Below are 22,118 nucleotides of genomic sequence, written 5' to 3'. Positions count from 1 at the left end.
GATCGACGGCCCATGCCAGCAAGCCATTGAACAGGGGTTTCCTGGCAGGAAGCCCTCGGCAGCTTAGGAATGAGCTGTCTGACGCAATTCTGATTTCGGGCCTCTTTTTCTCAGGCCAGACACATCCTTTACTCAGGTCGACTCAAAGGTTCCTCCATAGCTTGTGGCCGCGCCCACAGCGGGCGCCAAGAACCTTTGGGGAATGGGATGTTTGGCATCTATCTCAAGCGCGAGCTGAGCCGTCGCAAGAAGGCGGCCCTGGTCATCGCGATGGGTCTGGCGCTCGGTATCGCGCTGGTCATCACCGTCAACTCGGTGTCGGCCGGCATGAATCAGGCTCAGGACAAGGTCCTCAAGTCTCTTTACGGTCTCGGAACTGACATGACCGTGACCAAGGCGCAGTCGGCCCCCAAGGCCGGCAGCTCGCAGGGTCCCAGCTTCAAGTTCGGCGCCACCTCCTCCAGCAGCAGCTCGCAGAGCTCGGACCGGGTGAACACGCAGGGCGGTCAGGCCCTCGCGTCCTCCCTGGTCACCAAGGTCGGCTCGCAGAAGGGCGTGTCCGCCGCGGTCGGCGCGCTCACCCTGAACGTCACCAAGGTCGACGGCTCCTTCACCCAGGGCAAGGCCAAGTCCTCCACCACGTCCGGTTCCTCCTCCGGTTCGCAGCAGGGCGGCCCCGGCGGCGGCACGGGCGGCGGCACCAGCACCGGGCAGCCCCAGGTGCAGGGCGGCGGCGCCAACTTCAACGTGAACTCGTACTCGGTCGCGGGTATCGACGTCACCAACCAGACGCTGGGCCCGCTGTCCACGTCGAAGATCACCACCGGCAAGACCTTCACGACCGCGCAGACCGACGCGAAGGTCGCGGTCGTCAGCAAGTCGTACGCCAAGTCGAAGAAGTACAAGGTCGGTTCGACCTTCTCGATCTCCGGCACCAAGTTCACCGTCATCGGCATCGCGACGCCCAACAGCAGCGAGTCCACGATCGACGTGTACGTCCCGCTGAAGCAGGCGCAGACGCTGGGCGACTCGAAGAACAAGGTCACCACGATCTACGTCAAGGCGACCGACTCCAAGCAGATCTCGGCCGTCAAGACCACCATCCAGAAGAACATCTCGGGTACGACGGTCACCACCTCCGCCGACCTCGCGTCCACGGTCTCCGGTTCGCTGTCCACCGCCTCCAACCTCGCGACCAGCGTGGGCAAGTGGCTGTCGATCGCGGTGCTGATCGCCGCGTTCCTCGTCGCCGCGCTGCTCACCTCCTCGGCGGTGTCCCGCCGGGTGCGTGAGTTCGGCACGCTGAAGGCGCTCGGCTGGCCGAGCCGCAAGGTGACCCGGCAGGTCGTCGGCGAGTCCATGGTCAACGGTCTGATCGGCGGCGGTCTCGGTATCGCCCTCGGCCTGCTGGCGGCCTACACGGTCACCGCGATCAGCCCCAAGCTGACCGCGCAGCTCGGCTCCACCTCCACCGGCGGTGGCGGCATGGGCGGCGGCCCCGGTGGCGGCGGCCAAGGCGGCCCCGGCCAGCAGGCCACCTCCAACACCCTGGAGATCGCCCTGAACGCGCCGGTCTCGCTGACCACGATCGCCCTCGCGGTGGGCCTGGCCGTCACCGGCGGCCTGATCGCCGGCGCGATGGGCGGCTGGCGTGCGTCGCGGATGCGTCCGGCGGACGCGCTGCGCAGCGTGTCGTAGCCGACCGCGCCGCACCCCCTGAACCGGGGCGCCGCCACCGTTCCCCCCGGGCGGCGGCGCCCCGACCCTCTTCTTCACAGACGTATCGACGGAGATCCCATGTACAAGCTCACCGGCGTGACCAAGCGCTACTCGCGGGGCAAGGAGACGGTCGAGGCGCTGCGGGGCGTCGACCTCACGATCGAGGACGGCGACCAGCTCGTCATCCAGGGCCCCACCGGCGGCGGCAAGTCGACGCTGCTGCAGATGATCGGCGGCCTGGACCGGCCCTCCGAGGGCAGTGTCGAGCTGGACGGCGTCAACCTCGCCACCATCAGCGAGGCGAAGCTGACCCGGCTGCGGGCCGAGAAGATCGGCATCATCTTCCAGTCCTTCAACCTCATCCCGACGCTCACCGCGCAGGAGAACGTCGAGACGGCCCTCGTCCCGCTCGGCGTCAAGCCGGCCGAGCGCCGCGAGCGGGCGGCCGAGGCGCTGACCTCGGTGGGCCTCGGCGACCGCCTCAAGCACGCCCCGTCCGAACTCTCCGGCGGCCAGCAGCAGCGCGTCGCGATCGCCCGCGCGCTGGTGAAGAAGCCGAAGGTCCTCCTCGCCGACGAGCCCACCGGCAACCTCGACGAGGGCACCCGCGACGACATCATGGGCCTGCTCGAAGGCCTCTGGCACGAGTACGGGCTGACCTTCATCATGGTCACCCACGACTCGTCGATCGCCCGCCGCGCGCCGCGCCTGGCGACCATCAAGGCCGGCCAGATCACGCTGACCGAGCAGGGCCGAAGCGGCCAGTTCGCACCTCAGCAGCAGTACGCGGAACACGGCAACCAGGGTTACTGAGCCAGGCCCGCGACAATCAGGCCGTCGCGCCCGCCAGCGGGCCGGGGCCATGTACCTCCGAAAAGTGTGACACTTTCGCCAGAAGTGTCACACTTTTTCGGCTAGGTACCCTGCTGCGCCGGACTCGCCGACAGCATCGTGGTCCCGTCGGGCCGCTTAGCGCCCGAGTACGCGGTCGACCTCCGCCAACTGCCCCGCGGTGAGCGGCCCCTTGGCGATCGCGCCCGCGTTCTGCTCGGCCTGCGTGACCGAGCGGAAGCCGGGGATCGGGACGGTGCGGGGGCTACGGGCCCAGAGCCAGGCGAGGGCGCCCTGGGCCGGGGTGCGGCCCTCGGAGGTCAGGATCTCGCGCAGGGCTTCCACGCGGGCCACGTAGTCCTCGTCGGCGCCCGCGCCCTGCTTGAAGCCCTGCATCCACGCCGGGGGCGTGTTGCGGATGTCGCCGGCCTCCAACTCCCGCCCCGGCGCCTGCTTTCCGGTGAGCAGGCCCATGGCGAGCGGGCTGCGGTTGATGCTGGCCAGGCCCAACTCCTCGCACAGGGCGAACATTTCGGGGGCGTCCTGCAACACGTTCGCCGCGTGCTGTACGGCCGCGCAGTGCTCCCCCTCGGCGAACACGGCGGCGCGGGCCGGGTCGTCGGTGCTCCAGGCGTAGGCGCGGATCAGGCCCTCCCGTACGAACTCCTCGCACTGGTCCCGGAGTTGGGCGGCCCGCTCCAAGTCGGCGTCGGACAGGTGGAGTTGGTACAGGTCGATGTGATCGGTGTCCAGGCGCTCCAGGGACGCGGTGAGCGCGCGGCGGGCGTACTCCGGGGAGTCGTCGGAGCCGGTGAGGGTGCGGGTGTCCTCGTCGAAGACGTTGCCCCACTTGGTGGCGAGGACGACGTCGTCCCGGCGCTTGCCGAGCGCGCGGCCGAGGACGCGTTCGCTGTGCCCCGCGCCGTAGGTGTCGGCGGTGTCGAAGAACGTCACGCCCAGATCGAGGGCGCGCCGGACCGCCCGTACGGACTCCTCGTCGTCGACCTTGCCCCAGCCGAGCGGCTGCCCGCTCGCGTCCTGCCACTCACCGCCGATCGCCCAGCAGCCGAAGCCGAGAGCGCTCACGTCGATGCCACTGCGTCCGAGGGTCCTGATGTTCGACTTGGTCTCCATGCCTGTGGACACTAGGAGTTGAAGCGCACTTCAGGGCAAGGGCTTTTCGGCTTTCCACGGCGGGTTTTCTACGGCGGTCAGGCCTGGCCCGTCTCGAAGCGGGCGATCCTGCCGTCGTCGCCGACCGTGAAACGCCACGCGGTGCGCATCTCGCCCCAGGTGTCGTTGGAGTAGTTGGCGACGAGGGCCCGGCCGCCGTTCGACTCCCGGTCGACCTCCATGTGGCCGTGGGAGGAGAAGATCTCCCGGTCGATCCAGTCGGTGAGGTCACGGTCGGTGCCGTCGTCCGCCATCGTCGCGTCGGGCGCGAGCAGCGCCAGGAAGGCGTCGCGGTCGTGGGCGTTGACGGCGCTGACGAACGCCCGGACGGCGGGATCGCTGAGTTTGGCTGGCTGAATCGTCATGCCGGTCAGACTCACACCGTTCCCGGGACCCCGCCACCCGAACGGCCGCGCGAATCCGCCCGCCGGGCACCCGGGGTGCGACGGTGGAGGGACCGTCCCCGCCGCCTGTTCAGGGAGTCACCGTGACCTGTTACGACCGACAAGATCTGGGCCTGCTGCTGCTCCGGCTGGGTACCGGCGGCGTGCTGGCCGCGCACGGCGCGCAGAAGCTGTTCGGCTGGTTCGGCGGGGGCGGGATCGAGGGCACCGGCGCGGCCATGGAGGCGATGGGGTACTCCCCCGGCAAGCAGAGCGCCGTGCTGGCGGGCCTCTCCGAGGCGGGCGGCGGCGCGCTGCTCGCGCTGGGTCTTGCGACCCCGGCGGCGGGCGCGGCGGCGGCCGGCGCGATGACGGGAGCGGCCGCCGTGCACGCGCCCAACGGTTTCTTCGCGGCGGCCGGCGGCTACGAGTACGCGGCCTCCCTCGCCCTGACCGCGGCCGGCCTCGCGGTCACGGGCCCGGGCCGCCTCTCCCTGGACCACGCGCTGGGGCACGCGGTGAACCGGGGCTGGATGGTCCCGGCGGCGCTCGCGGTGACGGGGGCGGCCACGGCCGTGGTGGTGGGCCTGCGGAACAGGCGGGTGCGGGAGGCGGCGGAGTTCGGGCAGGAGACGCTGTTCGACGAGTGACGAGTGGGGCGGACGAGTGGGTCGGTGATGGCAGGCTGGGCCCATGAGCGAGCAGAACGACCAGTCCCCCGAACTCTGGTCCGGTATCGACGAGTTGTGCACCTGGGTGGAGGCCGGCCAGCCCTTCGGCGGCCGCGAGGGCCTGCTCCTGGGCATGCTGAAACTGTCCGAGGAGGTCGGTGAGGTCGCCGAGGCGGTGATCGGGGCGACCGGCCAGAACCAGCGCAAGGGCGTCACCCACACCTGGGACGACGTGCAGGCGGAACTGTGCGACGTCGTGATCACCGCGCTGGTGGCGTTGCGCATGCTGACCCCCGACACGCAGGAGGTCTTCACCCGTCACCTGGCCCGGGTGATGGAGCGCTCCCTCGGCCCGTCCGCAGTTGTTCACCCCCAGGACCTGCCCACACCCCGCGGAGTTGGTGAAGTCCGCTGAGCCTTCTCGTCGACACCGAGCCGACGAAGGGGTCCCAGTGCAGGACTACGTTTTCACCAGCGGGCGCAGGACGGTCGCCGTGGCGGGCAGCTGCCTCGCCCTCGCCGCCCTGAGCCTGGGCGGCAACAGCCCGGCGCACGCGGCGAGTTACGGCACACCGACCATCTCCCTCTCGGCCACGTACCTGTCGGGCGCGGTGGGCGCGGTCGGCGACCCGACGGTCCAGGTGACGGTCGCTCAGAGCGGCGCGGACGTCGGCGCGTTGACGGTCGCGGCGAGCAAGAGCAGCAAGACGTCCGTGGCACCGACGAGCGCGGTGACCGTCTCCGGCACCGGCGCCACCCGCCAACTCGCCGTCGCGGCGGCCGCGCAGGGCTACACGGACCTGACGGTGAAGGTCACGGGCCTGGGCGGCAAGACGGCGACGAAGACCCTGCACTACGCGGCCTCGGCATCGGTCCAACAGCCCGCCGACACCCGCTACTTCACCGGCTCCAGCGACGCCTCCGCCGCGGTCGACGTGGGCGGCGGCTATGTCGTCGTAGCGGACGACGAGTCCAACGTCCTTCGCCTGTACGACCGTTCGGCGTCCGGCGCGCCGGTGAAGACCTGGGACTTCAGCGACGACATCGACGTGTCCAAGGAGATCGACATCGAGGGCGCGGCCCGCGTCGGCGACACGATCTACTGGACCGGTTCGCTGGGCAACAACAAGGACGGCGAGTACAAGTCGGCCCGGAACACGGTCTTCACCACGAAGGTGACCGGCACAGGTGCCAACACGGCGCTGTCCTACGGCAGTTCGTACGGCAAGCTGCGCGACAACCTGGTGGCGTGGGACAAGGCGAACGGCAACCGGTACGGCTTCGCGGCGGGCACGGCGGACGGTCAAGTCCCCAAGGAGATCGACGGGTTCAACGTGGAGGGCCTGGAGTTCGCGCCCGGCTCCACGACCACGGCGTACCTCGGTTTCCGCGCGCCGCTCGCTCCGGCGGTGGCAGGCGGCAAGGCGCTCCTGGTCCCGGTCACCAACATCGACAAGGTGGTGGCGAACGGCACGGCGGCGACCTTCGGCACGCCGATCGAGCTGGACCTCGGCGGCCTCTCGGTGCGCGACATCCGCAAGAACGCGGCGAACCAGTACCTGATCGTCGCCGGTTCCTGGGCCGCCGACGACAACTCCGACCCGTACGCCCTCTACTCCTGGACCGGCAACGCGGCCGACCGGCCGGTCAAGCTGCGCGACCTGCCGACGACCGACCCCGGCGCCTGGGAGGCGGTCGTGGACGTACCGGACCTGACGGCCGCGGGCGCCCGCGCCCAACTGATCACCGACGACGGCGCGGCCGACCTCTACGGCGACGGCACCGAGGCGAAGGACCTCACTCACGAGGAGTGGCAGAAGTCCCGCTCGACCTGGTTCACGGTCACGGGCTGACGGGCGCCGCGCGCCCCGCCGGGAGGCCGGGCGCGCGTCACCCTGGCAGGGTGGTCCTCGACAACACCGTCGAGGACGAAAGCCGAGTCATGACCACCGAGAAGCTCACCGTAGGCGTCCTGGGCACCGGCATCATGGGCGCCGCGATGGCCCGCAATCTCGCCCGGGCCGGTCACACCGTGCATGCCTGGAACCGCACCCGCGCCAAGGCCGAGCCCCTGTCCGCCGACGGCGCGCACGTCCGTGACACGGTGGCGGACGCCGTGCGCGACGCGGACGTCATCCTCACGATGCTCTACGACGGCGACGCCGTCCTCGACGTGATGCGCGAGGCCGCGCCCGTCCTGCGACCCGGCGCCGCGTGGGTGCAGTCGACGACGTCGAGCCTCGAATCGGTGGGCGAACTGGCCGAGTTCGCGAACCGCCACGACCTCGTCTTCTACGACGCCCCCGTCCTCGGCACCCGCCAGCCCGCCGAGGCCGGTCAGCTCACGGTCCTGGCGGCGGGCCCGGAGTCCGGCCGCGCGACGGTGACCCCGGTCTTCGACGCGGTCGGCGCCCGCACGATGTGGGTCGGCGAGGACGGCGCGGCGGCCACGGCGACCCGGCTGAAGCTGGTCGCCAACAGCTGGGTGCTCGCGGTGACGAACGCGGCGGGCGAGGCGCTGGCCCTGTCCAAGGGCCTGGATGTGAACCCGCAGGACTTCCTCGACCTCATCGCGGGCGGCCCGCTCGACATGGGCTACCTGCACGCCAAGTCGGCCGCCATCCTCAACGACCAACTGACACCGGCGAGTTTCGCGGTCACCACGGCGGAGAAGGACGCCCGGCTGATCGTGCAGGCGGGCGCGGCGAACGGCGTACGGCTGGACGTGGCGGCCGCGGGCGCGGAACGGTTCGCGCGGGCGGCGGCGCAGGGGCACGGGGACGAGGACATGGCGGCGGCCTATTTCGCCAGCTTCGACTGAGCGTCACCGTTCCGTCACAGGTGGTGCGCGGGCGGAACTCCGGGTGCGGCGGACCTGTCTCCCTCCGCGAGCGCCGGCGAAGTCCGGCCCGTGCACAACCAGTTCGGGGGACGTCATGGAGAACAACAGCATCCGTAGGGCCGTGTTGGCGGTGGCCGCGTTGTCGGCGGCGATGGTGATGACGGCGTGTCAGCCGGGCGACGCCGCGAGCGGGTCCGACGGGTCGTCGGATGCGCCGACCGCGACCGCCTCCCCCATCTCCACCGGAACCGCGGTCAAGGCCTGTGCGGCAACCGCTCTGAAGGCGACCGCCTATCAAGCCGCCGATCGTCCTTCCGGCACCGGGACCGGCGCGGCGATCGTCCGGTTCACCAACACCGGCGGCAAGACCTGCGTCCTCCAGGGGCACCCCACCGTCGCCGGAGCCGCGAACGGTTCCCCGGAGCTCAACGTCCCCCTCCAGGTCACCCCCGTCGGTACCGCCTCCCCCGTCAAGCTCGCCCCCGGCGCCCAGGCCTGGCTGAAGCTGACCTTCGTGCAGGTGCAGGGTGAGGGCGACGGCTACTGCGAGTCCGGTTCGGCGCCGGTGATCTATCCGACGATGGTGATCGGGCTGCCGGGTGCGGGAGCACACCAAGTCGCCCTGGACGACGGGCAGTTCGCGGAGTGCGACGGCACGCTGACCGCGACGGCCGTGTCGGCGACGAAGCCTTCATGACCGTAGAACCGCTTGATCGTGCGGCTATGCCGACGCCTCCGCCGCCAGCCCCCGCATGACGTGTTCGAGGAGGGCGAGCAGGACCGTCTTCACCGACTCCTTGTCGCGGGCGTCGCACAGGACGAGGGGGATGTCGGGGGCGAGGTCGAGGGCGGCGCGGATCTCCTCGGGGTCCTCCTCGCAGCGGCCGTTGAAGCAGTTGACACCGACGGCGAAGGGGATGCCGCGGTGCTCGAAGAAGTCGACGGAGGGGAAGCAGTTCTCCAGGCGGCGGGTGTCCGCGAGGACCACCGCGCCGAGCGCGCCGCGGGAGAGGTCGTCCCACATGAACCAGAAGCGGTCCTGCCCCGGGGCGCCGAAAAGATAGACCACAAGGGCCGAACTGAGCGTGATCCGGCCGAAGTCCATGGCGACCGTCGTCGTGGTCTTCTGCTCCACCCCGGCGAGGTTGTCCACGCCGACGCTGGCCTCGGTGATGAGTTCCTCGGTGCGCAGCGGCGTGGTCTCGCTGATCGCGCCGACGAGCGTGGTCTTGCCGACGCCGAAGCCGCCCGCGACCAGGATCTTGGCGGTGGCGGCGTTGGGCGCGACGGTGGTGGCGCGGCGGTCAGATTCTGCGTATGCCATCGATCACTGCCTGGAGGAAACGGGCGTCGGGGGTACCGGCCGCGGCGGGCGGGGAGACGGAGACGAGGTCGTTGTCCAGGAGGTCATCGAGCAACACCCGTATGACCGCGACGGGTTGATCGAGCCGGGCGGCGACCTCCACCAGCGCGGTGGGCGTACGGCACAGCGCGAGCAGCCGGTTCTGTTCGGGCTGGAGGCGCTGGTCGCGGGTCGGCGGCCGGACGGTGCTGATCAGGGTGATCAGCTCGATGCCGGAGTGGAAGGTCGGGGTGCGGCCGCCGGTGACCGTGTACGGGCGGACGAGCAGCGCGGGGTCTTCGTCCTCCCACGGGTCTTCCTCGGACCAATGTCTCATTCATGCTCACCCGCGAAGGGCGCGCCGCTGTACTCCGGGAACCGCGGGGCCGCGCTGAGGAACTGCCCCACCTGCCGTACGACCATGGTCATCTCGTAGCCGACGTTGCCGACGTCCACCTGCGAGGTGGCGAGGACGGCGAGGCGGGCGCCGCCGCCGGCGGTGGTGACGAAGAGGAAGAGGTCGTCCATCTCGATGACGGTCTGCTGCACGCGCCCGCCGCCGAAGTGCCGGCTGGTGCCCAGCGCGAGCGAGTGAACTCCCGAGGAGATCGCGGCGAGTTGCTCGGCGTCCTCCTGCGCGAGCCGTTCGGAGGAGCCGACGAGGAGCCCGTCCTCGGACAGGACGATGGCGTGCAGGGTCTCGGGGATCCGCTCGATCAGGTTGTCCAGCAGCCAGGCCAGTCCGCCGTGCGTGGTGTTGGGCGCAGTCATGGGGTGTTCCTTGTCGGACGGGGACGGGTGGGCAACTGACGGCGCTCGGGCGGGGCCGTGTTCCAGGTGGGCGCGGGGGCTTCCGCCGACGGGGACGCGGGGCGGGGGGCGTCTCCTCGCGGTGAGTTCGGCCAGGGGGTGTCTCCGCGCAGCGACGAGGGCCAGGCGGGCGTGGGCACGTCCTCCTGCTCGCGGGCCCGGCGCGTTCCGTCCCGCAGCGCGGCCAGCATCGACCGGGCCTGCTCGGGGCGCCGCTCGGCCTCCCGCCCGGCCCCGCGCTCGCCGTCCGCCTCGTCCGGCCGCTCTCTCAACTGCGGTGCGAGATGGGCCTGTCGCACGCGACGCGGGAGCCGGCTGGAACCGGGACCGCCGGTGCGGGGGCCTGTGGGAGGGGCGGCCGGGTGGGGGTCGGAGGGAGTTCCGGACCCTCCGGCGGTACGAGGGTGCGGGAAGGGCACGGCTCCGCGGGGGGAAGCGGCGGCCGCGGACTGCGCACCCTGTGCCGCCGGGCCGGACGCGGGCTGGGCGTGGGGTGCGGGTTGGGGTTGGGGTTGGCCGTGGGGTGCGGGCTGGGGCTGGGTGTGGGGCGCGGTTCGCGTGCGGGTGCGCATCGGCATACCGCCGGCCGTCACCCCGCCGCGCCCCGAACCGGTGACCGGCCCGGTGGCCGTACCGCCGGCCGAGCCCGCACCCGGGCCGCCCAGGCCCATTCCCATACCTGAGCCCATGCCCATGCCTGAGCCACTGCCCGAACCCGCCCCTGAACCCGTCCCGGAACCGGTTCCCGACTCCGGCAACGACCCCGCGACCGACGCCAGATGCCGCTCCGCCCGCGCGTCCAGCGTCGGCGGCACCGTGTCCGCCGCCGACTCCGTGAGGGCGTGCGGGACGACGACGACGGCCAGCGAGCCGCCGTACGACGAGGCCTGGAGGCTGGCCGTGATGCCGTGGCGCTGGGCGAGGTGGCCGACGGTGAAGAGGCCGAGGCGGGGGTCCTCGCCGAGGGTGGTGAAGCTGAAGTCCTTGGGGTGGTGCAGGAGTTCGTTGGCCGCCGCGTACTCGTCCGCCGAGAGGCCGAGCCCCCGGTCCTCCACCTCGACGGCGTAGCCCTGTGCCACCGGCAGTGCGCGGACCCGGACTTCGGTGTGCGGGGGCGAGAACGTCACGCCGTTCTCGATGAGTTCGGCCATGAGGTGGATCGTGTCGCCGACGGCGGGGCCCAACACCGCGATGGGCGGCAGGGGTTCGACCACGACCCGGGTGTAGCCCTCGATCTCGGACACCGCGCTGCGCAGCAGCTCCGCGAGCGGCACCGCCTGCTTCCAGCGGCGCCGGGGGGACGCGCCGGACAGCACGGTCAGGCTCTCCGCGTTGCGCCGCATCCGGGTGGCGAGGTGGTCGACGCGGTAGAGATCGGAGAGGAGTTGAGGGTCCTGCTCCTTGCGTTCCATGGAGTCGATCACCGTGAGCTGGCGGTGCACGAGGAGCTGGATACGGCGGGACATGTTGTGGAAGACCAGCCGCGCCCCCTCGCGCAGCGCGGCCTGCTCCAGCGCGACGCTCACGGCGGTGCGCTGGGCGCTGTTGAAGGCCTCCGCGACCTTGCCCAACTCGTCGGTGCCGTAGTCGAGTTCGGGCAGGTCGTCGAGTTCGGCGCGTTTGCCCTGGGTGCGCAGCCGGGTGATCAGTTCGGGCAGCTTCTCCTCGGCCAGTTCGAGGGTCGCCGCGCGCAGCCCGGACATCCGGCCGATGAGGGACCGCGTGATGCGCCAGGACAGCAGGCCCACGGCGAGTACGGCCACGAACGCCAGCGCGCTGCCGAGCATCGCCTTGACCAGCACCTGGTGGGTCCGGTGCGCGGAGTCCTGGGTGACCTTGACCAGGAACTGGCCCTCCACGGCCTGCACCGCGCCGGACACGCGCCCCGGGGCGGCGGCGCGGGCGGCCGGGACGGCGGGCACGGCGATCGTGCCGTCGTGCGCGGCGGACGCCGAGGCGACGGTCTTCTCGAAGGCCGTCATGGCGGCCCAGTCCTGACCGCCCATGGTCCTGCCCATCTCGGCGCCCAGTTCGGCGGGCAGGTAGGGCTCGACCTCGTTGGACAGCACGGAGACCCGGACGGCCTGGGCGGCCGCCAGCGCCGACCGCTCCTGGACGCTCAACTTCCGTGACGCGGCGACCCCGTTGAGGATCGCCTCCTCCTGCGAGAGCGCCTCGGCGCCGCGCAGGAACGCCAGCGCGTGACTGGCGTCGGCCGCGGTGGCCGCGTCGCCGCTGTCGGTGCTGAGCATCCCGAAGAGGTTCAGCGCCGAGGACACGGCGTCGGAGTAGACGGTGTAGGCCTGTTGCCGGGTGGTCTTCCCGTCGTCGACCGCGGTCCGTTCGGTGGTCAGCCCGGTGAGCCGCTTCCGTACGGTGGCCAACTGGGCCTGGTACTGGGCCGATCCGGCCCCGGCGGAGGCGGCGTCCGCCTTGCGGAACCCGGCGAGCACGGCGTCCGTCCGGCGCCGCTGCGCCGCCAGGGCGGCGGGGCTGCCGTGCGAGGCCAACAGGCTGACCGTCAGCTGCCGTTCCTTCTGGAACTCGCCGACCGCGGGCTGCAGGGCGTAGGTGGTCTTCGCCGCCTGTCCGACGTCGTTGGAGTTGTTCCACTGGTCGAAGAGCGCGTACGAACCACTGACCCACAGCAGGACCATCGCCGTCGCCGGCACCACCGCGAGCGTGATGAGCGAGGCCCGGATACTGCGCCCCCGCCCGCCTCCGGCTCCCGCCTCGGCCGGTGCGGCCGTACCCCGATGCCGGCTCACCTCGCCCACCGGCACCCGACGGCACGGCAGAGAAGGGGAGCTGCGGTGAACAACTGCGACACCGGCTTTTTCCTTTCCGGGGTGGCGCGCGACGTATCGGGACGGGCCGGCAGACACGTCAACACGCCTGCACACACTGGGGAGTTGACGGCGCGGCACGCCAGGAACGCCAAGGACACCCTGCGGATCTCACGACGGGCGCCCGAGCCCCCCGCACAGCTGGATAGGTATGAAACCGAGCCATCCCACCCGGGTCAAGGGACCCCACAAACCCGCCAGGGCAACAGGTTTAGGCCACTCGGCACACTATGCGCGTAGACAATCCGAACCCCCTCACCCCCAACCCCTCGGCCACAAAGACGTTTTGGCTGACTACCCAGGGTGAGGCGAGGGGGAGAGGGTGGTTCGGGGGACGCCGGGGGTGGGAGTGCGGTTACGGGGCGAGTGGTCCGGAGCGGAGGCGGCTGTGACCTAGTTCACAGCATGACGGCGGGGTGAAGAGCCCCCGAGGCCTTTCACCCTTCAGTCACAACCGAGCCCACGCGTCGGTCCCGGCTCCAGCACAGAAGGCGTGGCCCAACGCGCTCGTGCTGTCGAAGCCCACCGTTCCGGTCAAGCCGTCACCCCGGGCCAACACGTCACGACACTCAGGCCATTGCCGGACCCGGTGCCACTCGCCCAAGGCTTCCGTCAGCCGCGCAGCAAATAGCCGGACCCAACCTGTGCGCACAGAGGCGGCTCGGTGTCGCCCTCGTACGCAAGGTGGAGTTCACGTCGCGCGCGGGTGGCCAGAACGTAATACGTCATGCGCAGGGCGGCCGAGGTGGGATCTACCGCCGCGTCCGTATGGGTGTCGGGGATGACAACGGTGTCGAACCCAAGCCCCTTGGCGCTCGCCCTGTGGACGAGCACGATTCCGGGCCGGCTGAGGTCCAGCGTGCGGTAACGGCTTTGCCCCGGCCGGGCCCGGGAGGTGTACAACTGCGGTTTGAGCCGCGGTGCTCTGCGCTCCAGACTGCCGAGCAGCGAGAACTGGGCCTGGGTCGAGTTCACGATCACACCGATGCTCTGTTGGGGATGCCTTTCCGCCAGGAGAGTGAGCAGGTCAACGGCGCCACGGTGCGGCAGGTTGTGCAGTCTCGGAGGTGGCCCCTCGCGTTCGGGGAGGGCCGGCATTCCAGCTCCTGTGCGGAAGTGGGCAGCCAACATCGCGATCTGGCGTGTGTTTCTGTGATTCCCGTCGAGTTCGAGACGCGTGCACCGGCCCAGACGCTGGGCGATCTCGCTGAGAGTGGAGTTGGTGTCGGTCAGCCGCTGGCACTCATCGGCGTACACCGTCACATGCGCCTGGAGCAGTCGACAAAGGCGGTAGAACTCCGGTGGCAAGTCTTGGCCTTCGTCCACGACGAGGGTGAGATCGGGTAGCGGACCGTGCTCCGCGGCGCGCTCATAGCACGCCGCCCAGTCGTACCAACCGTCGTCGGTACGGGAAACCTTTCCGCCGCACCAGTCGGTGAGCCACGCGTGTGCGGTTGTCACACGTACACCGCGATCGGACGGGCCCAATGCATGGACCACCGCGGCCAGGGACTGTTTCAGAAGGTTGGAGCGGGTCAGCAAAGTCACCGGGGTGCCCGTGAGAGCGAGCATGACGGCCCGCTGGGCAGCCAGGATGCTTTTGCCGCTGCCGGGCGGACCGCTGACAAGATGGCTGCCATCGAAAGGGAGGTCATCGAGGCAGGCACGTTGTTCCGGCGAAAGGCCCAGGTAGGTGACTGTCATGGCTGCTCCAGCGCGGTCACCGCGGCCGCACGGGCAGCGGCAACAATCGCTTCCAAATAGCCGGGCACGAGTTCGCCACCCACGACCAGGGCTCGGTCGAGCAGGGCGTTGCCGGCCTCGCAGCTGGTCTCCGGAAGAAGGGCACAGGCGTGGCAGGCGGCACGGTTGAGGTTCCCGAAGCCCTGGCCGGAGTGTTCGGCACAGAGAGGGTCGGCCGAGCACCAGGCCGCCGCCTCCGTCATCCGTAGCAGGGTCTCCGCCAAGCGTGGGGGTTCGCCCTGCCTGACGAGGCCTCCGAGGGTTCCTTCCGCGTCTCCCGCGGCGGTATAGATGAGGATGCCGTACTGGTCCTGTTCGGGCCGTGCGTAGATCCGTTCGCGAAGGCTCGCCGTGGTGTATCCGGATTCGAAGGAGAGCTGACGGATCAACAGGTGTGCCAGGGTGTGCAGAAGGACGAACCGGGGGGCGAGTTCAGGTCCGGTCAGGGCCTCCAGACGGTCTTTCTGGAAGGAGCGGTCGAGATCCGCGCGCATGCCTGCAACTCGCTGGCGCACCCTCAGATCATTCTCCCAGGTTGCCAGTTCGGGCCTGTCCAGGGTGAGGAAGATCCCTTCACCGAAGACCTCCACCGCCGGCAACCACTTCAAACGCCTCGTGGTGTCCGCGGGGACGACCGTGGCGTCAGGTGAGACCCGGGTGAAACCCGACAGGGCTCGTACCTCACGCAGCCGGTCGGCGAGGACGATCCGTCCGAAACGGCGCCGTAGTCCCGCCCACGGGTCCTCGGTCTCACCAGCGAGACCGAGGGTGGTCTCGCGCAGCGCGAAGTCACGCGTCGCCGGAGGGGTGGGCACGGTGAACGCGGCCCATTCCTCTCGGCTCAGGTCAGGCCGGGCCGGGGCTGCGAGCGCATCGCCCGGCACCGAGGTACCTTGCCCCGTCTCCTCGCTGAGGAGGGCGTCCAGAAGTTCTTCGTCGGCACCGGTGTCCTCCAGGATCACCTCCCGGAACATGGCCGCTCGCGGCTTCCGCGCATCGCGGCACAACGGCACCCACAGATCGTGTTGGCGTACGGATTCGGCGAGCGCGTCATCGTCATGAACGCCTACGTCTGTCTCCGGGATGTCGAGTGCTGAGTGCATCACCGGGTAATACAGGTTCCCCGCTGTGCGCTGCACCACTTGTGCCGGCTTGACGCATTCCGTGGCTTCGTTCGTCCGCTGCCACGGGTTGCGTCCGGAGCAGCGCATGCCGTGTGTGCCGAGGATGTCGAGCAGGTCGCGTGTGGCGCCACATCCATTGGCGGAGCAGCTGACAGAGAGCGCTTCGAGTCCGGAGGCACGCTCGGAGACGAGGAAGCGGAGCTTCTCGCGCTCGCCGCACTGACGTCTCTCAGCGGCCTCGCGCCGCGAGTGAGCCCAGAACCACCAGTCGATGTCGCCGAGATGCCCCGCCGCGCAGATCTGTACGAACCGCATGGGCGCGAGTGTCCGGCCCTGCGAGCAGGAGGGGCAGCGCGGTGCCTGTCCGGGCTTCTCGTCAGCGATGCGCCAGCGCTTCATGCGCCGGCACGCACCGCAGAACAGCCAGGACGGAAAACGGATGTACGGCACGCCGGGCGCGTCCGGGGTGTCGTAACGGTCGTTGGCTGTCGCGGGAGCGGCATAGAAGCCGGTCACCCCGAGCCGTGAGGCCAGCCGGGGCGACTCCACCTTCTGCCGGCTTCTTCCCGGCCAGTCGCCGATGCCGGTGGCGACGAACGACTCACCTTGGATGTCGAAGACGGCTCCGACTCCGAAGGGCACCACTGTCTGCGACTGGCGCACCCGCAGCTTGCGGCTCACAGGTCTGCCCCCTTCACCATCACCTGGCATTCCCGGTCGACATTGCGCATGGAATTCGGTGTCTCCCACAGTCCGTAGCGCTGTTCGAAGCTTTTGATGAGGTTGGACTGCCCCTTTCCCTGGCTGCGGTAGTACAGCTCCCGGCCGTCCTTGCGGGCCTCGCGTGCGGCGTCTTCCCAGACGGCCATGAGGTCCGCCAGCTCCTTCCGTACGACGTCACCGGTGAACGGTTCACAGGCTTCGGCACGAGTGGCCAACTCCTCGGTCACCGCCTCGACTTCGGCAAGGTGGTCGATCACCTGTCCTGCCTGGTTCTCCGCGGCGAGGCCGAGCCGGTGTCGCACGAGGATGACAAGCGCGGCATGCAGGGCACGGGCGCGGGAAGGCACGGACCAGGGGGTGACGCTGGTCGGTTCGACGTGCCGGTAGAGGGAGCGGTGGTAGACGTCGAAGGTCTCGTAGTGCGAACGGTCGCGCGGGCGGGTGGCGTTGAAGAAGGTGACGACGAGGCCCGGTACGGAGTGCCGACCTACGCGGCTGGTGGCCTGAATGTATTCGGCGGTCGTCTTGGGCTGTCCCTGCATGAGCATCAGTGCAAGCCGCTTCACGTCGACCCCGACGGACAGCATGTTCGTGCAGGGCAGGAAGGAAACAGACTCCTTCTCGTCCCAGCGCTTCTCCAGACGGTCGAGCAGGACGGGCTGCTCTGCGCGAGGCAGATTGCTGGTCAGCTCCTGTACCTGATGGTCAGCCAGTTCCCTTGTTCCTGCGCCTGATGCGAGCCCGGCGAGCTGCGCGGGGATGTCGTCAGCCGCGGCGGTGACCGTGCGGCCGAGTTCACGGAGGCTGTGATGGTAGGCGACCAGTGTCCAGTAGGCGTCCCGATGTTCCTCCGGCAGCTCCCACGCCCCTTGGAGCATGGCGGCGGTGGTGGCCACGACGGCGCGGCCCGATGTGTGTCCCTGGGCCATGACACCGAGGTAACGGCGGCCGGGTTTGGATGTGTCGGGTTCCGCGAAGTACGAGTGGCGGGCGTCGAGCCCGGCGGGTGGGAAGAGCTGGACCCCACCGCCGTAGAGGGCCCGGACTTGCTCGCCGGAGCGGCGAATGGTTGCTGTGGACGCCACGACCTTGGGTCCCGTGCCGTCGGATGTGGTGCACAAGCCGAGGATTGCCGCCTCGTACAGGCCTACGGTGGTGCCCAACGGACCCGTGAGCAGATGCAGCTCGTCCTGGATGACGAGCGAAGGCGGCCGGTTTCCGCTCCTTGCGCCGAACAGCTGTCCGGCGCGGGGCTCCCAGGCCAGGCGGGCAAACTTGTCCACCGTACCGAGCACGAAGGTGGGCGGGTGGTCGTAGAGCTGCTCGTCCACGACGGCGACGGGCAGTTCGTCGTGGAAGGCACATTCGTCGCGTGGGCAGAAAAAGGCGAACGAGTCCGCGGCGGCACGTACTCCGTAGTCCCCGATGTCCGGCGACTTGTGGGCGGGCAGGATCCGAGTGCCACACCACGGGCAGCGGTCGAGGATGAAGACGTCGTCCGGCCGGGCTGCCGCACGTACGTCGTCGAATGCCGCGCGGGCTTTTTCATAGGTGTTCGGGGTGGTGGTCTCGCCCACCCAGAGACCGATCGAGAAAGGCTCGCGTCCATACGTGGCCGGGTCGGCGCGGCGCAGCGTCTCCAGCGCGCAGACGGTGGTTGCCGCACGCTGGAACTGCTGGGTCGTCAGCAGGCTGAGGGTGTAGCGGCTGAGGACTGCGGTACCGCCTCCGTCGGGTTCGCGCCGGCGCAGCACCATCTCGAAGGCGGCGAGCAGCAGATACGCTTCGGTCTTTCCGCCGCCGGTCGGAAACCAGATCAGGTCCGTGGTGGCACGGTCCGTGTGCCGGGGATCAGCCACCCCGTCCAGAGCGAGCAGGAAGAACGCCAGCTGGAACGGGCGCCAGGCGGCAGCCGGGTCCGGCGCCGGATCGACGGGTACCGCAACGCGGCGAGGTCGGCGGGTGCCCGCCAGGTCGGGGGCAGAGTGGCGCATCTGCAGAGCCATGGCGCGGTTGGCTGCGCGGAAGGCGTGCAGCAGTTCAGGGCGGCTCGGGTCGCAGAGAGTGCGCACACCCGATTCGATCCGGGTGACGGTGCCGCGGATACGGCGCAGGATGCGGTCGGCGGCGTCACGACCCCAGTCGGGGACGGCCTTGTTCAACTGGCCTACATACCATGCGCGGTAGTCGGCGACGAACTCCCCCAGTTCCTCGCGGAGTTGGTCGACAGAGATCTTGGGGTCGGCGAGATGAAGTACGTCGAGTACCGGAGTTCCGCTCAGGCCGGCGGCCCGGACGCCACTGGCCTCGGCCTGCGGCATAACGGCCGCGCTGAGTGCGGTCACCCGGTGCGCTTCGTCGTCGTAGTGTTCCGCCACCGCGCATCCGTGGCCGACAGCGTGGGTCTGCACGTGCTCGTACTGCAGGCGCAGTTCCTGTTCCTCCAGGTCGCGGCTGGCCAGCCGGACACTCGGGTACTGGCGGATGCCGCCGTCCACTGGCCGTGCTTCCAGCCCCACCTGGAACAGCATTCGGTCCCACTGAGCAGATTTGCCGAGAGCCTGTTCATGGCGAGCGGTGTTGACCAGGGCGACCGTGATGAGGTGGCCGGTGCCGAACGCGCGTCGTCGGAGCCGGAGTTCGGCGCGGCCGTCAAGGACAGGTACGTGGTCACGGTCCGGGCCGAGCGTGTGGGTTTCGGCAGGAAGCGGGACACGTACCCAGTGCCGTCCGCGTTCGCCCGTGGCGGCGTGGGTCTGGTAGCGGGCACCCGTGCAGGTGATCTCGACGGTGGTGGCGTCGGTGTAGAAGCTGAAGCCGAGCGACGAGGGCAGCCAGGCGTTGGACTCAGGCACTGGATCAGCTGCGGGGGCGGTGTCCTCAGCCTCGCCTTCCATGCCGACGCCCTCCAACTCCTCGGCAGCAAAGTCCAACTGCCTTTGCATGTCCGCTTCTTGGGGGTACAGCGTGCCCATGAGATATTGCCGGTCGGGCGGGGCGTCGAGCGTCTCGTGCTCTCCTTGAGCGGGACCGACGAGCTGCCGCTGCAAGTAGGCGACGAGTTCCTGTCTGGGATCCATGGTGTTCCTCAACGGGGATGCGGGGAGCCGAGCGGTGTGCGGATCAGGAAGGGCGCCGGTGGTCGCGGAGCCAGGACGGGCCGTTGGCAACTCCGCGCTCCACGGCGAGCTCCTCCTGCAGTTCGGTGATGCGGGCCCAGGCATCGCGCTCGGTCTTGGCGATGCGCTGGGCGGCACGTTGCTCGGCGTCCTGGGCCTCTTGACGAGCCGCGCGAACCTCCTGGTCCTGCTGGGCGAGCTTCGACTCGGACTGCCGCAGCCGGACTTCGAGGGCCGCAATGTGCGCTTCGGCGTCTTCGCGATACTGCCTCAGCCTCTTCTCCGCCCCGTCGGCGCGCTGCATCGCTGTCTGGTACGCCTCACGGTGCACTGCCTCCGAACACGCGATCCGTTCTTCGGCCTGGGCAAGGGCAGAACGCTCACGGCGGAGCAGGCTCTTGTCCATCCGGAGCAACAACGCATCTTCCAGGGCGTCAAGTTGAGCCTCGGCGTCCACTCCCGCGGCGGCAATCCGGAGGGCAGCGGTCTGGCGCTCCGCGTCGAGCTGCTGTCGGTGTTCCTGGCGCAACTGCTCGACGTACGCCTCATGCGCACGCCGGACTTCAGTCAGGCTCGCTTCGGCAGCGGCCTCTTGACCGTCCACTTCCACAGCGTGCTCCGTCTCCATGGCCGGGTCCGGCTTCCGGGGCATCTCGGTCATGAACTCCCGCAGCGCGTCACGCATTGCGAGTCGGGACTCGGCGTACACCAAGGGCTTGGCCGCCAGATAGGCACGGGGCGTGGTGCCGACCAGTACCTCGGCGGGCCGTTCGAAGAAGTCCTCGGGCCTGTGCCTGGACTCGATCAGCGCATCAAAGACTCGCCGCAGCACCTCAAGCGACGCCACTACCGGAGGGTCGACCGTCTCCGTCACCTGGAAGCTGCGCATCACAGCGTCGGTCGCGGACTGCCCGAGCAGCACGGCGAGTTGCACATGTCCCACAGCCGTCAGCGCGTACTTCGCGAGCCAGTTCACGTCGCCGACGGGGGCTTCGGTCATCCGCCGGGCTTCTTCCCAATCGCAGGTGTAGCGCTCTGCCGCGCAACTCTCGGCCCCGGAACCCGGCTCAGGCACGGCAACCAGCGCAGCATGCGCCGCAGTCACAGCGTCCGGCTCCGAAAGAGGGACCGGTGGCGCACTCTCCACGTCGATGACAGGCGCCGATTCCGGTACAGGATCGGCGCAGACTGCGACTTCCCGATTCTTCGGCTGCGCGACCGCGCCCGCAGCCACCCGTAGACGGGCCTGGTTCCGGGCCCTGACGACGCCGACTCCATTGCGGTGGCGCCCCTCCTGCGCATCCTCGCCCTGGGGGACTCTGTCGGCTTCAAAGTGTGTGGCCGTCCGCAGTCTCTCCTTGAGTACCGGACGAAGTTTGGACTCGATCTGTCTGATCCGCTCCCGGGTCACTCCGAACTCCCGGCCCAACTCGTCCAGCGTCGACGGTTCGTCCCCGTCCAGCCCCAGGCGCCGTACGAGAATGCGGTGGTCACGTCCGGAAAACGTGTCCAGGACGGCCAGGGCCTCCTCCACGTCCAGCATGTTCAGCACCATGCCTTCCACCGACGGCAGCGGGCGCCTGAACCCAACGAAGTCGCCGAGGGTCACCCCATCGCCGACAACACGGTCAAGGGAGTCAGTACGCCGACTCAGCCGCCGGGCCTCCTCGACCTTCGCCAAGCTGATGTCGCACAGCACTGCCACGTCGGCCGAGCTCGCCGGTTTGCCCAGCCCGTTCAAGGTCCGTTCCGCCCTTGCCACCTTGCGGATCTGCTCGTGCATATGAACCGGGATCCGGATGACAGCGCCCTCGTCCGCAACGGCCCGGGTGATCGCCTGCCGAACCCACCACGTGGCATACGTCGAGAACTTGTACCCCTTGGTCGGATCGAATTTCCGGGCCGCGGTCATCAGACCCAGCACCCCGTGCTGGAACAAGTCGTCGTACTCCAGCCCTTGTTCCAGATAGCCGCGCAGAATCGAGTGCGCGAGCCGCTGGTTGTGAACGACCAGGCAGTTCCGCGCACCGACTCTGATGTCGTCGGGAGGCAAGCCGCTCAGCTCGGCTTTCTCCGGCTCGCACCCGATGCGGCTTGGGCCACCCCGTACGAGTACGGCAAGACCCACCTCCGCCTCGGCGCTCAGGAGATGATCCTCGGGCCGCCGACGGAAGCGATCCTCCTCCAACACGGCGAGTGCTGCAGCCTCTGCAGCAGCCAAGTCTCCCGCTTCCCGCGCTGCTTGCAGCCCTGCGGGCCCCAACGGCTCGGGAGCCCCCGCTGGTTCCAGCTCTTCCGGCTGCTCCTCTGCCACAACAGCCGTCGGACGCAGTCGGGCTTCGGCGCGCAGTGCCACCGCTTCATTGGCATCGAGCCCAGCAAGCCGAGCCACACCGTCCACGGCCCGTGCCGTCACGTACCCCTCGGCATCGGCGTAACGCGACAGCAACCCTCTCACCGCATGAACACGAGGGAACATATTTTCTTCACGGAATCGTGCAACCTTTTCCGCGCTGGCACTGTCCGCGTCTGTGTGCACGTGGACTCCTTGCACGAGCAGCCCCATTCGGGCCAGCTCGTCCCGCAACCGCTCCCGCTCGGCGTCGCCGAGTTCCAGCGTGCGCACACTTTCGGCGAAGGCATGTTCCGGCACGACACCGTTCACCGCGGCATGCCGAAGCTGCGTCAGCAGCTCGACCAGGGCGGCCTTCACACCGAAAACGCCCGCCCCGCCGATGGATTGAGCTCTCATGGCGCCCCCAGGCTCATTTCACCTACAACGATAGAGATAG

17 protein-coding genes are annotated in these 22,118 nt (G+C 69.5%); 7 read left to right on the top strand and 10 right to left on the bottom strand.

The features are described 5' to 3' along the window. The first annotated feature begins 207 nt into the window (after positions 1-207). The gene (locus tag OO69_RS19355) at positions 208-1,698 is read left to right on the top strand and encodes an ABC transporter permease (protein WP_033281942.1); all 1,491 of its coding nucleotides are present in this window, start codon (positions 208-210) and stop codon (positions 1,696-1,698) included. A gap of 99 nt (positions 1,699-1,797) precedes the next feature. Further along, complete coding sequence (locus OO69_RS19350; RefSeq protein WP_033281941.1) at positions 1,798-2,532, top strand: ABC transporter ATP-binding protein; 735 nt, start codon at positions 1,798-1,800, stop codon at positions 2,530-2,532. Positions 2,533-2,688: 156 nt separating this feature from the next. Here OO69_RS19350 and OO69_RS19345 read toward each other — a convergent pair whose 3' ends face one another. Both OO69_RS19345 and OO69_RS19340 read right to left on the bottom strand, forming a co-directional pair. Beyond that, complete coding sequence (locus tag OO69_RS19345; RefSeq protein WP_033281940.1) at positions 2,689-3,684, bottom strand: aldo/keto reductase; 996 nt, start codon at positions 3,682-3,684, stop codon at positions 2,689-2,691. Positions 3,685-3,761: 77 nt separating this feature from the next. Beyond that, on the bottom strand, positions 3,762-4,088 hold the full coding sequence (locus OO69_RS19340) for a nuclear transport factor 2 family protein (protein ID WP_033281990.1): 327 nt from the start codon (positions 4,086-4,088) through the stop codon (positions 3,762-3,764). A gap of 122 nt (positions 4,089-4,210) precedes the next feature. Between OO69_RS19340 and OO69_RS19335 the strand changes: the two genes are divergently transcribed. The 5 genes from OO69_RS19335 (at position 4,211) to OO69_RS19315 (ending at position 8,316) form a co-directional block, all read left to right on the top strand. Continuing rightward, complete coding sequence (locus tag OO69_RS19335) at positions 4,211-4,756, top strand: DoxX family membrane protein (RefSeq protein ID WP_033281939.1); 546 nt, start codon at positions 4,211-4,213, stop codon at positions 4,754-4,756. Between the two features lie 43 nt (positions 4,757-4,799). After that, positions 4,800-5,192, top strand: coding sequence for a MazG-like family protein (locus tag OO69_RS19330; protein WP_033281938.1), 393 nt, complete (start codon positions 4,800-4,802; stop codon positions 5,190-5,192). Positions 5,193-5,229: 37 nt separating this feature from the next. Beyond that, positions 5,230-6,630, top strand: coding sequence for a hypothetical protein (locus OO69_RS19325; protein WP_033281937.1), 1,401 nt, complete (start codon positions 5,230-5,232; stop codon positions 6,628-6,630). 89 nt (positions 6,631-6,719) lie between these two features. Next, positions 6,720-7,598 (top strand): NAD(P)-dependent oxidoreductase, encoded by an 879-nt coding sequence (locus OO69_RS19320; RefSeq protein WP_033281989.1) that lies wholly within the window; start codon positions 6,720-6,722, stop codon positions 7,596-7,598. A 115-nt stretch (positions 7,599-7,713) separates the two neighbouring features. Then, complete coding sequence (locus OO69_RS19315) at positions 7,714-8,316, top strand: DUF4232 domain-containing protein (protein WP_033281936.1); 603 nt, start codon at positions 7,714-7,716, stop codon at positions 8,314-8,316. A gap of 24 nt (positions 8,317-8,340) precedes the next feature. Here the strand turns inward: OO69_RS19315 and OO69_RS19310 are convergent, their stop codons facing one another. The 8 genes from OO69_RS19310 to OO69_RS49485 all read right to left on the bottom strand — a co-directional run bounded on the left by OO69_RS19310 (position 8,341) and on the right by OO69_RS49485 (position 22,078). Continuing rightward, positions 8,341-8,943: a GTP-binding protein gene (locus OO69_RS19310; RefSeq protein WP_033281935.1), complete on the bottom strand. Its 603-nt coding sequence runs from the start codon at positions 8,941-8,943 to the stop codon at positions 8,341-8,343. After that, the gene (locus OO69_RS19305; protein ID WP_033281934.1) at positions 8,924-9,298 is read right to left on the bottom strand and encodes a DUF742 domain-containing protein; all 375 of its coding nucleotides are present in this window, start codon (positions 9,296-9,298) and stop codon (positions 8,924-8,926) included. The genes OO69_RS19310 and OO69_RS19305 overlap by 20 nt, the downstream gene beginning before the upstream one ends. Beyond that, positions 9,295-9,732: a roadblock/LC7 domain-containing protein gene (locus tag OO69_RS19300; RefSeq protein ID WP_033281933.1), complete on the bottom strand. Its 438-nt coding sequence runs from the start codon at positions 9,730-9,732 to the stop codon at positions 9,295-9,297. The genes OO69_RS19305 and OO69_RS19300 overlap by 4 nt, the downstream gene beginning before the upstream one ends. Next, the gene (locus OO69_RS19295) at positions 9,729-12,539 is read right to left on the bottom strand and encodes a nitrate- and nitrite sensing domain-containing protein (RefSeq protein ID WP_158713405.1); all 2,811 of its coding nucleotides are present in this window, start codon (positions 12,537-12,539) and stop codon (positions 9,729-9,731) included. The genes OO69_RS19300 and OO69_RS19295 overlap by 4 nt, the downstream gene beginning before the upstream one ends. 690 nt (positions 12,540-13,229) lie before the next feature. After that, a complete protein-coding gene (locus OO69_RS19290) occupies positions 13,230-14,321 on the bottom strand; it encodes an AAA family ATPase (RefSeq protein WP_033281931.1) in 1,092 nt (363 codons plus the stop codon). Next, complete coding sequence (gene drmB / locus OO69_RS19285; protein ID WP_234444479.1) at positions 14,318-16,234, bottom strand: DUF1998 domain-containing protein; 1,917 nt, start codon at positions 16,232-16,234, stop codon at positions 14,318-14,320. Before drmB ends, OO69_RS19290 begins: the two co-directional genes overlap by 4 nt. Continuing rightward, positions 16,162-19,287, bottom strand: a complete 3,126-nt coding sequence (locus OO69_RS19280) for a helicase-related protein (RefSeq protein ID WP_033281929.1) — start codon at positions 19,285-19,287, stop codon at positions 16,162-16,164. Before OO69_RS19280 ends, drmB begins: the two co-directional genes overlap by 73 nt. Positions 19,288-19,330: 43 nt before the next feature. Beyond that, the gene (locus OO69_RS49485; protein WP_234444478.1) at positions 19,331-22,078 is read right to left on the bottom strand and encodes a sigma-70 family RNA polymerase sigma factor; all 2,748 of its coding nucleotides are present in this window, start codon (positions 22,076-22,078) and stop codon (positions 19,331-19,333) included. Positions 22,079-22,118: the final 40 nt, after the last annotated feature.

Source organism: Streptomyces sp. NRRL F-525 (assembly GCF_000716605.1).
GTDB lineage: Bacteria > Actinomycetota > Actinomycetes > Streptomycetales > Streptomycetaceae > Streptomyces.
Note: the sequence above shows the minus strand (reverse complement) of the source record. Positions and strands in the feature narration are given on the sequence as shown.

Bases quoted from the DNA above. Each gene is read 5' to 3' on its own strand.
- OO69_RS19340 (WP_033281990.1), bottom strand. From the start codon at position 4,088: ATGACGATTCAGCCAGCCAAACTCAGCGATCCCGCCGTCCGGGCGTTC.
- OO69_RS19290 (WP_033281931.1), bottom strand. From the start codon at position 14,321: ATGACAGTCACCTACCTGGGCCTTTCGCCGGAACAACGTGCCTGCCTC.
- OO69_RS19345 (WP_033281940.1), bottom strand. From the start codon at position 3,684: ATGGAGACCAAGTCGAACATCAGGACCCTCGGACGCAGTGGCATCGAC.
- OO69_RS19350 (WP_033281941.1), top strand. From the start codon at position 1,798: ATGTACAAGCTCACCGGCGTGACCAAGCGCTACTCGCGGGGCAAGGAG.
- OO69_RS19320 (WP_033281989.1), top strand. From the start codon at position 6,720: ATGACCACCGAGAAGCTCACCGTAGGCGTCCTGGGCACCGGCATCATG.
- OO69_RS19330 (WP_033281938.1), top strand. From the start codon at position 4,800: ATGAGCGAGCAGAACGACCAGTCCCCCGAACTCTGGTCCGGTATCGAC.
- OO69_RS19355 (WP_033281942.1), top strand. From the start codon at position 208: ATGTTTGGCATCTATCTCAAGCGCGAGCTGAGCCGTCGCAAGAAGGCG.
- OO69_RS19315 (WP_033281936.1), top strand. From the start codon at position 7,714: ATGGAGAACAACAGCATCCGTAGGGCCGTGTTGGCGGTGGCCGCGTTG.
- OO69_RS19300 (WP_033281933.1), bottom strand. From the start codon at position 9,732: ATGACTGCGCCCAACACCACGCACGGCGGACTGGCCTGGCTGCTGGAC.
- OO69_RS19305 (WP_033281934.1), bottom strand. From the start codon at position 9,298: ATGAGACATTGGTCCGAGGAAGACCCGTGGGAGGACGAAGACCCCGCG.
- OO69_RS19310 (WP_033281935.1), bottom strand. From the start codon at position 8,943: ATGGCATACGCAGAATCTGACCGCCGCGCCACCACCGTCGCGCCCAAC.
- OO69_RS49485 (WP_234444478.1), bottom strand. From the start codon at position 22,078: ATGAGAGCTCAATCCATCGGCGGGGCGGGCGTTTTCGGTGTGAAGGCC.
- OO69_RS19280 (WP_033281929.1), bottom strand. From the start codon at position 19,287: ATGGATCCCAGACAGGAACTCGTCGCCTACTTGCAGCGGCAGCTCGTC.